Here is a 15,119-nt window from a genome sequence, read left to right on the forward strand (position 1 = left end):
TTATGGTTTTTAAATTTGAAAAATCGGGAGATAACGGTATCGTGTAGAATGTTTTTCAGATGATATTAACTTGTTGTTTCTTATGGATTTACGTTTGTATTCTTTCTTGCGGGGCTTTCTGAGCAAGTAAAGATACGTAAATATTTTTATTCCCCACGCATCGGTTGGGGAAAAATGGGAACAGGTATATTATGATGCGGCATTTCTTTTCTGATATATGTGGTGTAGATAGGGGTGGTAGAGGTGTATTGGGAGTGCATGAATTGGAGAAAGGGGTGATGGAAAAGTGGGCAATATGGCTTTTGTTAACCGTATTTAACTGTTGTAAGAGAGATAATGGTGACGATTAGACTTATATTTAACAACCATAAAATTATTTGAATAGCGGGGGCACAAGACCGGAAAAAACGGCGGAAGTCTGACTGTTGAATCATCTATGGATAAAACCTTAATTTTATAATCATGTCGATTTTGAATCTGAAGTATCCTGAAGCAAATTTTCTTGAGAACTTGAGAAATAGGTTCGATGAGGAATTTCCCGGTGTAGTGGTTGGGAAGATTCAGTATTGGGGGAATGCTCGTTATTATCATCACTATTATATACAATTTACGCCTGCGAATTTTTTACCGGGTATTCATTTCGAATATTATGTACAGAATAGGGTGGGTAGACTTGAATTTCATTTGGAGCCTGACCCGAACAATGATGAGCAGTGCCGTTTGTATAGGGATATGGGTATATCGTTGATGCATGGTCTTTTGGACCAGGGTGTCGAGTGGAATCCACAACTTGAATCTTTCTGGCTTAAAGACTGTCGTATCGATAGCCTGGATTCTTTGCTGAAGAGTTACCAGGAATTGAGTTGCCTGGTGGAACCTTTGTTGGCGAAATCGCTTATGGCCAATCGTGAAATCAAGTTAGAGCTATTGTCGTATCCCAAACAAGAGACCGGACATGTAGCGTTAATAGAACGAGGGGAGGACGTTTCGGTGAGGATCATGAATCTGGCCGAGGTTATGAAACTCGACCTGTCTCTTCCCGACTATCAGCGTGACTATTGTTGGGAAGATAGAAATATCACCGATTTATGGAACAGTCTCCTGAAGATAGAACCGGATAATCCATTTCACTTGGGAACTGTTATTCTCCACGATAACCAGCAGCATTATGATATTATTGATGGCCAGCAACGGTTGATAACGCTTACCCTTATTCTTCTGGCTTTGGGCTATGACGATTATTTGCCGCTGCTGAACGAATCGTACGAGTCGGCAGAGGCTCAAGACCACATAGCTAACTGTAAATATGTAGTGAAGATTCTGGTACAGTCATGCAAGAATCGTGAAGCTCTGCTCGACAAGATAGCCCGTCAGGTTTCGTTTGCCGTGCTTGTAGTCAGTGAGGCTAATCTGGATCTTGCATATACCTTCTTTTCGAATCAAAACTCAAAGGGCGTGCCATTGACCGATTTTGACCTGCTGAAGGCTCATCATTTACGATTTATTGCTGACGAAAAGCAGGCCGAGCATGTGGCTGTCAAGTGGAACAAGATATTGCAACTTCCTCCTGTATATCACGATAGTAACGCCTTGTTCCGTACTATCGGGATACATATATACCGGTTAAGGCGGTGGATGCGCAAAAGGGTATCGGCCGAGAATAGTTACCGGTATATACAGCATGAATACCAGGCTGCACCCTCGATGCCCGATATTCCACCGTTTGGTGAACAGCTCGATTTTTATGAAAAGATACAAGGGGGCACCCATTTCTTTATGTATGTAGAGACCTTCATCCAACGCTATGAAGATTTTGTGCGGGACCCGCTTGTTCAGAAAGTATGGAATCAGCTGTCCAGCGGCCCTTACGAAATATTTGTCGATACCTTGGAAACATTGCTATTTGGGTATTATCTTAAGTTTGGTCGTTCCTATCTGGCCGAAGCATTCTTTTGTTTTTCTCAAATGATGGCTTTATATCGGTACAATTCGGACAGGGTTTCGACTAACGGATCCGGGGTGAGAGATTGGGCCATGAATAGTGAATTCCTGCTTATGATCGACCAAGCCTCTTCTCCTACATTCTTTTTGGCCGAAGCTCTTGCAGCCAGTGAAAACAAGTTCCAGATAAACAGTGGACTATATCTGCCGGAAACCAAAGGGGTGAAGTGGGGCATGTATGTGGCCCTTAGAAATATCTGGGATTATGCTTTGCCCTTGGTTTCGGATACGACGATAAGAAATAAAATTATAGAAGAGTATGGTATACAATAAGATAACACCGAAACTTATTGCCGGGGAAAACATTCGGTTCTGTATCCCTCTATATCAAAGACTGTTTACGTGGCCGACTTCTCAGGTAGAGCAGTTGTTGGATGATTTGCGGTCTCATTTTGGCAAGAATCCGGACAAGCCCTATTATTTGGGAATGATTACGGTTGTGCACCGGGAAGGTCGGGAAGATCGATGGGACCTTATTGACGGGCAGCAGCGTATAACGGTACTGATGTTGCTCTCCATCGGGTTCTTGCTCAGTGGCAGGACCGATTCGACTGAAGAGTGGATTGCGTTTTTTGATGATTCCAACCGGTTGTATTTCAAAGGCCGGAGCCAGGACCGTGAATTCTTAAAATACCTCGCGGATCGTAAGCCTTCGACCTATCGGAATATCAATATGGAGAATGGGCTCTCTTGTATCGAGGAATATCTGAGAAAACATTTCAGTGAGGAGGGCGCTCTCGACTTGTTTGCCAGTCGGGTATATCGTAATCTGACGCTGTTTGTTACCGAACTGCCAGGCCACTATGTTGCGTCACCGGCTTCTTTGAACGAATATTTCGAGGCAATGAACTCGAGCGGCAAGTCGCTTGAGCAACATGAGATTCTCAAAGTCGATTTGTTGCGTGGTCAAGATGATAATGATAAATTGCGCTTTACCCGCCTTTGGAACACGGTGTCGAACTTCGAGTTGCCATTGATTAAGGAATCGGAGAAAATCGACCGTGGAGAGCAAATCCGGAGATATAAAGAGGCTATATCCATGTGCCGTGAAGGCGATTTCGACGGTCTGATACGCAACTTATGTTCCAAGACAAATGAGCGGGATTCCCGTGGATCCAAGTCTATTGCCGAAGTAAGAGTAGAGAAAAGGGATTTCGGGAAACCCTCCTACGACGATAGGGAAGATGCGATTATCTCGTTCCCTCAGTTTTTGCTGATGATTTTGGCTATCCACCTGAATGAAGACCGCATAGCCCGGATTCACCCCTCGAAGTTGCTCGATACTTTCAGAGATAATCCCTTGACGTGTGTTCCCCGCTTTTATCAGCAACTTGTTCTTTATCGGCTTTTGATGGATTTATATGTGGTGAGAATGAAATACTCTTCCTCATCGGGCTATCACAAACTCATGGTTAAAGACGAAGAAAATCTCTATCATGAGCATGAACGGTTAAAACAATTCGAATCGATGTTCGATGTCTCTACCGAGCCTCATCGCTGGATATTACCCTTGTTGAAGTATGTTGCAGGGCTCGATCATGAACCCGGACAGGCAGAGTTGCTTGCTTTTTTGATGAACCTGGATAAAGAGTTGAATCATCAAGGACAATGCCCTGATGTATCGGAATTGGGTTACGAGGCCAAGCCTCGGTATTGGCTGTGGCGGCTCGATTATGCTTTGTGGGAGAAGGTGCTGCTCGAGGGCAAAGACGCGTTGGGATTTTCAAATCTTGATGCAGAGTCTGTTCGGCAATACGAGTTTCGTCAGAATCGCTCTATCGAACATCTGCATCCACAAAATGAAAATTATAACGACAAATGGTCTTGGCACGACATTAACTCATTGGGAAACCTGGCTATGATTTCGCAGAGTTTCAATTCTGCACAAAGCAATCTGCCGGTGCATGTAAAGTTTGCCAATCTGGAGGTCCAGGTCAACAGCCGTAACCTGCAAAGTATCAAACTGTATCTTATGTATCTCGAAGCCAAATGTTCCGACCAGGAGTGGACCGTGGAAACCATGCGATTGCATGAACGCAAGATGATGAAAATATTGAAGGAGAGTATCGAAGCCGCTGGCTAACAAAAAATCAAGACCGTAGTACCCATATGGGGCGGTAGCAGACTTGTGTTTAACATCGTAAATTGGATAGTATGAAAACAAAATCACCTGTCTATATTCATTTGGGCGAGGCGGTTGAAAACCCGCCGGTGGGCAGCAGCCACTGGTTCGGCTATCCCGACCTGCCGCCCGATATGGAGATTCCGCAAATCGAGGAGGGCGGAGAGTCGTATGCGTTGACTCTGGTCTGCCAGATCAATCTGTCGGAGCTCCCGTTGCAGCCGGCGCAGAAGGGGCTTCTGCTCTTTTTTGCCGATATTGCCTACTATGGCGGCCATTGGGACGAGCCGTCGATTGGCTCGGATATTTCGGACAACCGGGTCTGCCGGGTGGTCTATGTGCCGGCCGAGAAGATGGGTACACTGGTGAGTTGCCGCGAATACTTTTTCGAACAGGACGAGCCGAAGTCCATCGGCTTGACGTTCAATCGGGATAAACCGACGTTGGCCGAGCCCGAGCTGCAGCTGTTCGGGCGAACCGATCATCTGGAGTGGGAAGACTGGCCGAGCCCTTGCGAAGGGTGGCAACTGCTCTTGATGATGGACTCGATGTCGGGAGCAGACTATTCTTATAATTTCATCGACTGGGGTGTCTTGTGTTTCCTGATTGAGTGTGAGGCCCTCGAACGGAACGATTTTTCGAATGTAAGAACCTTAATTTTATCCACATGATACTGTTTGTTACTCTTGAGACCGATGCGTTGGGCACTGTTTCGCGCGACCATTACAGTGTTTCGCCCGACGCCGTAGACCGGGGCATCTATGTGAATGCTCTTTTCCCGGAGAGTTATGGCGATTTTGTCAAGGCTATCCGTGTACAGATCGTAGACGAGGGGGCGGCGGTGCAGATTACGAGCGAGTATGGCTCGTGCAAATATTCGGCATATGAACACGCCCAATGGGAATCGGGCTCAATCGGGTTGAGTTATGCTTCGTGCAAGGTGTTCATAAGTTTGGTCCCCAAGTATATGCCCACCTGGGACATCTTGACCGTCAAGCACGAGGGGGCTACCATGGTGTTCCAACGCGAAGACATTGTGGCCGGAGCTCATCTCGGGACTGTCCGTCCTCGTGTAGACGGCAGCCAGATTCCTTGGTTGGATACGCGGGTTGAATTTGCCGGCGACGACAGGGTTATGCTCAGCGCCTCCGAGCGAATTATGGTTGTCTTGGGGGGAGAGCCTGTCGTGTCGGGTGAGGAGACGTATGAATTGTGCTCCTTCTCGACCATCGTCTACGAATGGGACGACCTGGAGAACAAACCCGTGAAGTTCATTGTCGATACCCAGGACCTGACCGCCAGCGCCGGCGATGCCGAGGCCGCACTCCGGGTGGCCGACTCTATCGAAGAGCAGCAGCCCGAGATGCTCGAGATTGTGGCCCGCTATATGGAGCATGCCGCCGACCTGGGCTCGGCCGAGGCCTTGGCCTGGTTGCGCGACTATCACGAGGTAGACGACTCGCGGCATCACCCGTATGTGTAGCCGACCCGATTAGTTGGATATAGTTTTATCTATTTCTTCTCATGTTTATAAGCGATATGATAGGCAATATCTTTTGCAATAAGCCATCGCTTTAAAACCACCGGCGCGACAAACAAACCGCACAGTCTGAGAGGGAGTAGGGATGAGGAAGCAAACAGATACCATGCTATTCTGGGAGAGTAGAAGGCAAACTAAGTTGTTTGCCCTCTACTCGATTATTGTCTATCGAAAGATGTGCTCTTTTATGGCTTGACCTTCAACTGTTTGATGATGTTGTCGCAAGCCCTGAGCACTTTCCGGTCAATGAAATACTGGATACAGATACCGGCAAAGATAGCCACGCACATGAAGGTGATGGCAGCGATGCCCCGCTCCGGGACGCGGAATGTGTTGTAGATTGCCGGAAATATGAAGCACATGAGACCTATCGCCAGAACCCACGAGACTGTATTGACAATCATGTAGTTCCGTTTGAATTTCCGTAATCGGGTTACCGTCGAGAGCAGGTCATCTGCGCCGTATTCTATTTTCCCGAGTTTGTGGTATATGAATACATAACCCAGCAGCAGAAGTACATAGAATGCTGCAAGCATGCCGGCGAGGCTCATGTCAAGTCCCTTGATATAGGAGGCTGCCAATATAATCAGTATCGCAGCACTTACACCGGCCAAGGTGGTTCTCCTGTTTGAATCCAGCACATCGACATGGTTCCGCAAAACCAGTTCCATAAGTTGCCGGTTGATAATCAACTGTTTGTCCATATCTGCCTTGAGATAGTCATAGTCCGACTTCATTTGCCGGAGTTCATCATACATGGATAAATTGTCGTTCTGCATAGCCTTTTACTTAATTGTTCATTTTCTTAAGTTCCTCTTTAATCCTGTAGAGTTGGAAGGAGACATTCTTTACGGAAATGCCTATGACCGCCCCGATTTCTTCATAAGACAATCCTTCAAGCCACAGGAGAATCAGAGCACGGTCAACCAGTCCGAGGCGGTTTATCCTGTCATACAGACGTCTTACTTGCAGGGTCCTGTCGCTTATTTCTTCAAAGAAATCGACATCGATGCTTAACGGGATATGTTTGATTCCCTTTCTTTTCCTTTTCTGCCCGTTAATGCAGGTGTTGAGGCTTACACGGTAGATCCAGGTTCTGGCATCTGACTCTCCGCGGAATGTGTCATATCCTTTCCAGAGCCTGACCAGCACATCTTGAAAAAGGTCTTCCGCCTCCTCTCTGCTTCCGGAAAACATATAGCAGACGGTATAGATAACGGTCTTGTGCTGCTCTACCAATCGGGTGAATTGCTGTTCCTTCTGTTCCATCATGATTTCAGATTTCTACCCTATTAGACAACAAAGTATCTGAAAAACTATAAATCATCGGTTATATTTTCGTCGTTTGAGGCTATCAAACACGTTTGGATAAACAAATAAATCCCTGCTAATCTGTTCGATTAACAGGGATTTATTTGTTATCTTGCGCTTAAGAACGCATCAATATTCTTCCTCGTTGAAGAAATTTATTCATATTGATTATCAATATATTACGTAGCAATCAATGAAATTTGCACAAACAAACCGCACCGTCTGAGACGGTCAAAGGCTATTAAAATAAACATTAGACAAACAAACTCAAGGCTCTAATATAACTTGTCAATATTTCATTTAACTACCTATGTTAAATATCATCTATACTTTTTACACTAGGTAGTAAACCGATGAATCTAGCCAAAGAAATCACAGTCATCAAAAAACCAACAACCGACTCTAAAAAAGCAAATAAAAGAAAAATGTTCTCTTGTTTAATGTTATGCAACATCTCAGATGTATCAAAAGTAGTTATACATATAAAATTCATCTGTAAATAGTATGTCCAAGAATTTTTAAGCATATCATCTATGCTTAAAAAAGATATAACCGTTGTAGTAAACCAAAAAACAATCTCAACATAATTATGCATTAATAACAACACCAATCTTGTTGGTGACTTGATTACATATTTACGTTTTTCTTTTAATGCACGGTATGGATCAAAAAGCATTACATTAATTTGATATACCACTATCTCAAAAATTCTAAAAATGCCGTATAGAGATAAAAGAATAGCCAACCATGAGCAAGAATAATAATATACTACTAAAGATGAACATACCGAACATAAAAGATTTCCCAAGACCCAATATTCTACAAACTTATAATTGTCAACCTTTTTGGGGATAATCTTATTGAAATATTCTTTTCTTAAAAAAGAAACAAGAGCAAATAAAGACACATAACTTAATCCTCGAAATATTCTCTCCCAAAATGATACTATAAATCCGTCATTGATATTTCCCATAAACTTTACACTAATTTAAGGTTGATATTATTTTTAATAGATTTACCACAATAATCTGTTTTTGATTCAGAGCCATGGTTGTGTAGCATTGGTACACCATCGACTTATTGTCATCTTTGACACTCCAAGCTATTCAGCCAAATATGTATTTGTAATCATCTTCTCGGCCAAAACAACGGTAATTCTATTTTTATATACGTTCTTTTCTATAGAAGAGTTTTACATTTATGTGCAAATTTACACATAAATGTAGAAAGACTCAAGTAAATATAATATACAACAATTACATAGAGGAACTTATATAAGTCCTTTTCTATGGTTCCCATATAAAACTATCAGCGCGACAAACAAATTTTCGTTGTCTGTCGCGCTGATATGTAATCGTTCAATCTATTCGAAGAGCATCAATATTCTTCTTCGTTGAAGAAGAAGTCTTCTTTGCTGGGGTAGTCGGGCCAAATATCTTCGATACATTCATAGGTCTCCCCTTCGTCTTCCATCTCCTGCAAGTTTTCGATAACTTCAAGAGGTGCCCCGGAACGCATAGCGTAGTCGATCAACTCCTCTTTTGTTGCAGGCCAAGGTGCGTCTTCGAGTTTCGATGCTAATTCCAATGTCCAGTACATAGTGTTAAATTTTTAACTTGTTGATATGTCTTTCTATAAAATGTTCGCAAAAATAGCTCATTTATTTTCATTAGCAATCTTTATTCCAGAAAATTTCGTCCTGTTTTTTGACATAATTGTTAAATCGCGCTAAAACGAAGAAGTAGTCGGAGAGGCGATTGACAAATTTCAGGATGTTTTCGTCGACCAGAACCTCTTGGGCAACCTGGCAGATGCGGCGTTCGGCCCGGCGGCATACGGTGCGGCACACGTGGGCTTGAGCGGCGGCGGCTGTCCCGCCGGGCAGCAGGAAGGCGTGGAGCGGCGGCACGGTGGCATCGAGGGTGTCGATGCGGTTTTCGATGCGCTCGATGTCGGCGGGGTGCAGTCGGCTGGCATCGCGCAGTTGGGTGAACGAGGTGTCGGTGGCCAGGTAGGAGCCTACGACAAAGAGTTTGTTCTGTATGAAGAGGAGCAGGGCGTCGTCGTCGGGGTCGTTGCCCATCTGGCGCAGCAGGCCGATGTGGGCGTTGAGTTCGTCGATGGTGCCGTAGGCTTCGAGCCGCGGGTCGTTTTTCGAGATGCGCAGTCCGCCCACCAGCGAGGTGGTTCCTTTGTCGCCGGTGAGGGTGTAGAGGTTGCTTTTTTTCATATCGCTGTCAGTTTGGGTTATTAACGGTTTTGTTGCTCCAGTAGTTCGCAGCAGGCGCGGGCGTCGGGCACGACCTGGTAGAGGTCGGGGCGGTCGTATCGCAGGAAGCCTTGCCGGCGCAGCAGGTCGAGCTGTTGCACGAGGGGTTCGAATATGCCCTGTGTGTTGCAGATGACGATGGGCTTGTCGTGGTGACCGAGCATCTTGGTGGTGATGGCGTCGAAGAGTTCGTCGATGGTGCCGATGCCGCCGGGCAGAGCCACGATGATGTCGCCCTGCTCGATGAGGCGCCGCTTGCGGTCGCCCATGTCGTCGGTGGTGATGAGCTCGGTAGGTTGCTGGCTCGACCGTCCCAGGTGGGCGATGTGGCTGGTGATGATGCCCAGCACGGGGCTGCCGTTGTTGCGGGCGCACCGGGCCACAATCTCCATGAGTCCGCCATTGGCCCCGCCGTAGACCAGCCGGTAGCCGTGGGTCCCTATCCATTGGCCCAGCACCTCGGCCTCGTGCTTGTAGTCGGGGGCGATGGCATCGGAGGCCGAGCAAAATACGGTAATGCTTTGCATAGTGTCGTTTGTTTTTTCAAAGATAGTGAAAGGTGAGTGCAGAGGCAAATGAAAACCATGTTTTCAAATTTGACTATGCCGAACTGCGTCCTATCTTATCCAAAGATAGTGAAAGGTGGCTATCGAGACAAATAGAAAATGAAATTTTCGATATATGGCCTCTTGTTCTATGAACGAGAGTAAGAGGCGAGATTATAAATTGCGCTACAAGGTGTGGGGAAAATCCAGGATTTGCATATATTTGCCACAGATGATTCCAGAACGAGTTGGATATAATGGTTATGAGATTGAGCCGGTATTTGACGCTTTTATTTGTTTCCGTATGGTGCTGTGGACCTGCAGGGGTGTATGCGCAAGACGAGGCTTCGGCTTTTACGGCCGATTTGTACGGGGGGCTGTACCTGAATAATGAACCGGCCTGGCAATTGGAGCCTTCCGTCAGCTGGCTTTTCCATAAGTATCTGGGCGTGTCACTTGGACTGGAATTGACCAGCCAATACAATCAACCGAGCCGTCAGACTGTGATTGACGGGCATGAAGCCGAGCTTGCCGACAATGAGCGAAACATCGGATGGCTGATATTGAAGCCGTCGTTGGTCATTAAATCTCCTGCTATCTGGGCGAGTGCGGATAACGACTGTCGTCTTTGGGTTCAGGCCGAGCCGGGGCTCAGTCTGGCGTGTCCGTTCCGAAACTCTTTGACCTATGAAATCAAGCAGTTTTCGGGAGCCGTCAGCCAGACCGTAGATTACCGCACATTTCCCAATAAGGGGCTCCAGTGGTTCTACTGGAATGCCCGGGCCTCGATCAATTTTGGCATTGGTCGTTTTATATTCAGGGGCGGGTATTCTGTCTCGAATCTCGACTATTATTCCGGGCGGAGGAATATTATGCTGGACAACGGGCAGAAGTTCTATGTGCCCAAGAGAGAGTTGAGCCAGAGCATCTTCCTGTCAATCGGTTATGCGTTTCATCACTTTTGAAGGTTGATGATAAATCCCTTCCTACGAACAGTTTCTTGTCTTTCTTATTCAAAAAAGAATACGGAAAGAGGGTTCACCTGTATAGGGGCAGAATAATATCGCCGTTTTTTGTGGAACGGGCGGGAATGTCGTATTTTTGCAGTTCCTAACAGAGGACGGTTTATTTATGGAAGAATATCAGATTTGCACCTTGTCCAACGGCCTGCGGCTCATACACCGGCCCACGCAGTCGGCCGTTTCGTATTGCGGCTTTACGGTCAATGCCGGTACCCGCGACGAGGAGGCCTACGACGGGTTGGCCCATTTCGTGGAGCATACGTTGTTCAAGGGTACGACCCACCGGCGTGCGTCGCATATCCTCAACCGCATGGAGGTGGTGGGGGGCGAGCTGAATGCCTACACGGCCAAGGAGGAGACGGTGGTCTACTCGATTTTCCCGGGCGTGCATCTGCCCCGGGCCATGGAGCTGCTGGGCGACCTGGTGGCCAACTCGCAGTTCCCCGAGCGGGAGTTGAACAAGGAGCGAGAGGTGGTGGCCGATGAAATCGATCTCTACCTCGATACCCCTACCGAGCTGATATACGACGAGTTTGAGTCGCTGCTCTTCGAGGGGTGTGCGCTGGGTCGCAACATTCTTGGTTCGGCCGAGTCGCTCAACCGCATGACGTCGGCGGTGGCCCGGCAGTTCCTCACCGACCATTATACCCCCGGCAACATGGTGTTCTTCTCGATGGGGGCTACTCCCTTTGCCCGGGTGAAGGCTCTGGCCGAGCGCTATCTGGGCGGGCTCACCCGTCCCACGGCACCGATGAATCGCCAGTTGCCCCACCCGGTGCCGGCTTTCACGCGCACCATCAACCGGGATACGCACCAGTCGCACGTCATCATCGGGGCCCGGGCCTACGACCTGCACGACCCGCGCCGCCGCGCCCTGCTGCTGTTGAACAATCTGCTGGGCGGCCCCGGCATGAACAGCCTGCTGAATGTGAGCTTGCGCGAGAAGCGGGGCTATGTCTATACGGTAGAGTCGTTGGTGACCTCGTATACCGATACCGGCCTGTTTACTATCTATTTCGGTACCGACCATCACGATACCCGCCGTTGCATCGACCTGGTGCGTCGCGAGTTGAAGCGGTTGCGCGAACAGCGGCTTTCGGCTTCGAAGCTGGCCTCGGCCAAGCGGCAGTTCATCGGGCAGCTCGAGGTATCGACCGACAACTCGGAGAATGTGGCCCTGGCTCTGGGCAAGAGTTTCCTGCGCTACGGCCGGTTCGACTCGCTGGAGGAGGTTGCCCGACGGGTCGAGCAGATTACGGCCGACGACTTGATGGCCGTGGCCAATGAGCTGCTGGCCGAAGAAAGGTTGTCTATGTTAATTTACGAATAGAATAATTGTTAATTTTTATAACTATATAGCGACGAGGCAGATAGTTTTTTGTATATTCGTCTTGTCAATCAGATGCAGACATGAAAATAGGTAATCTCGATTTTGGCCGGTATCCGCTGTTTCTGGCCCCGATGGAAGATGTGACGGACGAGTCGTTCCGCCTCATGTGCAAGGAGTTCGGGGCCGATATGGTCTATACGGAGTTTGTGTCGAGCGATGCGCTGGTGCGCAATATCAACAGCACTACCCGCAAACTGAACATACACGACGAGGAGCGCCCGGTGGCCATCCAGATTTACGGCCGCTTTGTCGATGCGATGGTCGAGGCCGCCCGCATGTGCGAGGAGGCTCACCCCGACGTGCTCGACATCAACTTCGGCTGCCCGGTGAAGAAGGTGGCCGGCAAGGGTGCCGGGGCCGGCATGTTGCGGGATGTACCGCTGATGCTGAAGATTACCCGGGCCGTAGTCGATGCCGTGAAGATACCCGTCACGGTGAAGACCCGTCTGGGGTGGGACCAGGAGTCGCGCATTATTGTCGAGCTGGCCGAGCAGTTGCAGGACTGCGGTATCGCCGCCCTCACCATACACGGGCGCACCCGCAGTCAGATGTATACCGGCGAGGCCGACTGGACGCTCATCGGCGAGGTGAAGAACAACCCCCGCATGCACATTCCCATCATCGGGAATGGCGATGTGACCACTCCGCAGATAGCCAAGGAGAAGTTCGACCGCTACGGGGTCGATGCCGTGATGGTGGGGCGGGCCAGTTTCGGTTGCCCCTGGATTTTCAAGGAGATGAAGCACTACCTGCTCACCGGCGAGGAGCTGCCGCCGCTCACGATTCACGAGAAGATGTCGGCCCTGCGCCGGCAGATGCTCGAGAGTGTGGCCCGGCTCGACGAGCATCGGGGCATCCTGCACATCCGTCGGCATCTGGCCGCCACGCCTCTGTTCAAGGGAATCCCCAACTTCAGGGAGACCCGTATCGCCATGTTGCAGGCCGATACCGTAGAGGCGCTCACGGCTATCCTCGACAAGATAGAATATGAGATATTACCCAACCAAGTTATAAACGAGAAATGAGTATGAAGAAGATAGGGATGTGGGCCGTTTGCCTCCTCTCGGTTGTGGGGATGCAGGCTCAGACGGTAGAGACCTCGGTGAAACAACTCGCGGTCGACGATTTCTACAAGATGAAGGTGTACAACAACTTCGACGTGTCGTACCGGCAGAATGCCGACTCGGCCGGGGTGATTGTGGTCATGGCGGCTACCGACGATATAGAGAATATCGAGTGTGTCTCGAAGAAGGGGCAGCTCACCATCAAATACAAGGGCCCGCGCGACAAGGAGCAGATGCAGGGCTCGATTATCGTCTACTCTACGGCGCTGGAGTATGTCGAGAACAACGGCATAGGTTCGGTGCAGATTACATCGCCCGTTTCGGGGGCAGCCTTCCAGGCCAAGGTGATAGGCAATGGCTTGATTGCCGGGCGTCACATCGATTACGGTATTGTGAAGGCATCGGTGCTGACCGGCAGCGGCAAGGTGGTGCTGGCCGGTAAATGCCGGGAGGCCGAGCTCTCGGTAACCGGCACGGGACAAATCGAGGCCGACGGTCTGGTGGCTCGCGACGTGAGTTGCCGCATTACGGGCAACGGTGTAATCGGGTGTCATGCCCAGAAGAAACTGACAGCCTGGGCTACGGGCAACGGCGAGGTCTATTACCGGGGAACCCCCGAAATCAAGAAGAACTCGCTGGGCGAACTCTCGGTCCGCTCGCTCGAGGGGCTTTAATTTCCTTCGCTCCCCTGGAAGGGGGAGTCTCTCCTTTGTAACTTATTTGTATCGGGCGTGGTCGCTGGCTACGGTGGTGAAGGCACTGCCGGCGCCCAGAGCCTGCTGCATGTAATCGGCCGATATGCGGTCGTATTGCGGATTGATGCGGTAGCGGCCGTCGGTGTCGACAAACCCGTATACGGTGCCGGCCTGTACCAGAGCCAACCCATCGAAGAAGGGGAAGGCTTCGGCAAACTGCCGCTTTATCTTCCACTTGCCGTGGCGGTCGATGTATCCCCATTTCCCTTGCAACTTCACCGGAGCCAGTTCGGCCGAGCCGAAGGCGCGGCTGTCGTCGAAGGCGGGGGCGATAACCTCTTTGCCGCTGGCGTCGCACCAGCCCCATTTCCCCGCCTTTTGGATGCGGAAGAGGGTACCGTCTGAAACCAGGTTTTCACACTCGGTTTGCCAGATGGAGTCGCCCTGCATGCCGATGACCCGGAAGGTGCCGGGCTTTACCTGCACGACAGCCTGTCGGTGAGTCGAGAACGATTCGGCCGTTTCGTACCGGGGGGCTATCGTCTCTACGCCCTGGGCGTCGATGTATCCCCACATTCCCTCCTCGTTCTGGACTGCGGCCAGTCCCTGGGTAAAGGGCTTCACCTGCCGATAGGCGGGTTTGACCACCGTGTTTCCACTCTTGTCGATAAATCCCCATCGCTCGCCCCGTTTCCCCTTTTGGGCAAAGGCGGCCATCCCCTCGCAGAAGATCATCGCCCGGGAGGCCCGGGTGAGGGTGAGTTGCAGGCGCCCCTTGGTGTCGATGGCACAGGGGGCCTCGTCGGGGCGTACCACCCAGGCGCGGTTCTCGTGGAATATGGTTGCCTCTTTGTAGACGGCCGGGTAGATGAGTTCGCCCGCGTCGTCGATGTACCCCCACTTGTCGTCGGCCCGGTTGCACACCAGCGCCATGTCGTCGTAGAAGAGCGAGGCGTCGGTGTAGGGGCCGGCAAAGCTCAGGTCGTCGTCGCGGTCGATGTAGAGGCAGGAGTCGCCGGCGAAAGCCGGCATGTAGTCGGTTTCGGTGAGGATATACGATTCGTTTCCGCCGCACTGGCCGAACAGAAGCACAAGTGCCGCGGGCAGTAGAGCGCTCGGTTTCATGGCGAATATCTATTTATTCACCCGATAAAAAGGGC

The 15,119-nt window shown here is 49.7% G+C and carries 15 protein-coding genes; 8 read left to right on the plus strand and 7 right to left on the minus strand.

The features are described 5' to 3' along the window. Nucleotides 1–471 precede the first annotated feature (471 nt). The 4 genes from ABGT88_RS01465 to ABGT88_RS01480 all read left to right on the plus strand — a co-directional run bounded on the left by ABGT88_RS01465 (nt 472) and on the right by ABGT88_RS01480 (nt 5,606). Nucleotides 472–2,274, plus strand: a complete 1,803-nt coding sequence (locus tag ABGT88_RS01465; RefSeq protein ID WP_346700011.1) for a DUF262 domain-containing protein — start codon at nt 472–474, stop codon at nt 2,272–2,274. After that, a complete protein-coding gene (locus ABGT88_RS01470; protein ID WP_346700013.1) occupies nt 2,261–4,084 on the plus strand; it encodes a DUF262 domain-containing protein in 1,824 nt (607 codons plus the stop codon). Before ABGT88_RS01465 ends, ABGT88_RS01470 begins: the two co-directional genes overlap by 14 nt. A gap of 71 nt (nt 4,085–4,155) precedes the next feature. Beyond that, nucleotides 4,156–4,794: a DUF1963 domain-containing protein gene (locus ABGT88_RS01475; protein ID WP_346700015.1), complete on the plus strand. Its 639-nt coding sequence runs from the start codon at nt 4,156–4,158 to the stop codon at nt 4,792–4,794. Next, nucleotides 4,791–5,606: a hypothetical protein gene (locus ABGT88_RS01480; protein WP_346700017.1), complete on the plus strand. Its 816-nt coding sequence runs from the start codon at nt 4,791–4,793 to the stop codon at nt 5,604–5,606. The genes ABGT88_RS01475 and ABGT88_RS01480 overlap by 4 nt, the downstream gene beginning before the upstream one ends. 242 nt (nt 5,607–5,848) lie before the next feature. Here the strand turns inward: ABGT88_RS01480 and ABGT88_RS01485 are convergent, their stop codons facing one another. From ABGT88_RS01485 to ABGT88_RS01510, 6 genes are all read right to left on the minus strand, one after another. Further along, entirely contained in the window at nt 5,849–6,442 is a 594-nt protein-coding gene (locus ABGT88_RS01485; protein WP_346700019.1) for a hypothetical protein, read from the minus strand. 10 nt (nt 6,443–6,452) lie between these two features. After that, the gene (locus ABGT88_RS01490; RefSeq protein ID WP_289543015.1) at nt 6,453–6,932 is read right to left on the minus strand and encodes an RNA polymerase sigma factor; all 480 of its coding nucleotides are present in this window, start codon (nt 6,930–6,932) and stop codon (nt 6,453–6,455) included. Nucleotides 6,933–7,287: 355 nt separating this feature from the next. Further along, a complete protein-coding gene (locus ABGT88_RS01495) occupies nt 7,288–7,947 on the minus strand; it encodes a hypothetical protein (RefSeq protein WP_346700021.1) in 660 nt (219 codons plus the stop codon). 404 nt (nt 7,948–8,351) lie between these two features. Further along, a complete protein-coding gene (locus ABGT88_RS01500; protein WP_008863178.1) occupies nt 8,352–8,573 on the minus strand; it encodes a DUF2795 domain-containing protein in 222 nt (73 codons plus the stop codon). Nucleotides 8,574–8,643: 70 nt separating this feature from the next. After that, nucleotides 8,644–9,204, minus strand: a complete 561-nt coding sequence (locus ABGT88_RS01505; protein WP_346700023.1) for a cob(I)yrinic acid a,c-diamide adenosyltransferase — start codon at nt 9,202–9,204, stop codon at nt 8,644–8,646. A 20-nt stretch (nt 9,205–9,224) separates the two neighbouring features. Next, on the minus strand, nt 9,225–9,770 hold the full coding sequence (locus ABGT88_RS01510) for a TIGR00730 family Rossman fold protein (protein WP_087409351.1): 546 nt from the start codon (nt 9,768–9,770) through the stop codon (nt 9,225–9,227). Nucleotides 9,771–10,045: 275 nt separating this feature from the next. Between ABGT88_RS01510 and ABGT88_RS01515 the strand changes: the two genes are divergently transcribed. From ABGT88_RS01515 to ABGT88_RS01530, 4 genes are all read left to right on the plus strand, one after another. After that, nucleotides 10,046–10,753 (plus strand): hypothetical protein, encoded by a 708-nt coding sequence (locus ABGT88_RS01515; RefSeq protein WP_346700025.1) that lies wholly within the window; start codon nt 10,046–10,048, stop codon nt 10,751–10,753. 166 nt (nt 10,754–10,919) lie between these two features. After that, nucleotides 10,920–12,140 (plus strand): pitrilysin family protein, encoded by a 1,221-nt coding sequence (locus ABGT88_RS01520; protein ID WP_346700027.1) that lies wholly within the window; start codon nt 10,920–10,922, stop codon nt 12,138–12,140. An 80-nt stretch (nt 12,141–12,220) separates the two neighbouring features. Continuing rightward, complete coding sequence (gene dusB / locus ABGT88_RS01525; protein ID WP_087409354.1) at nt 12,221–13,225, plus strand: tRNA dihydrouridine synthase DusB; 1,005 nt, start codon at nt 12,221–12,223, stop codon at nt 13,223–13,225. 2 nt (nt 13,226–13,227) lie between these two features. Then, a complete protein-coding gene (locus ABGT88_RS01530) occupies nt 13,228–13,938 on the plus strand; it encodes a GIN domain-containing protein (RefSeq protein WP_158096877.1) in 711 nt (236 codons plus the stop codon). 42 nt (nt 13,939–13,980) lie between these two features. Here ABGT88_RS01530 and ABGT88_RS01535 read toward each other — a convergent pair whose 3' ends face one another. Beyond that, nucleotides 13,981–15,084 (minus strand): WG repeat-containing protein, encoded by a 1,104-nt coding sequence (locus ABGT88_RS01535; protein ID WP_346700030.1) that lies wholly within the window; start codon nt 15,082–15,084, stop codon nt 13,981–13,983. Nucleotides 15,085–15,119 lie beyond the last annotated feature (35 nt).

The organism is Barnesiella sp. An22 (assembly GCF_963931395.1).
GTDB lineage: Bacteria > Bacteroidota > Bacteroidia > Bacteroidales > Barnesiellaceae > Barnesiella > Barnesiella merdigallinarum.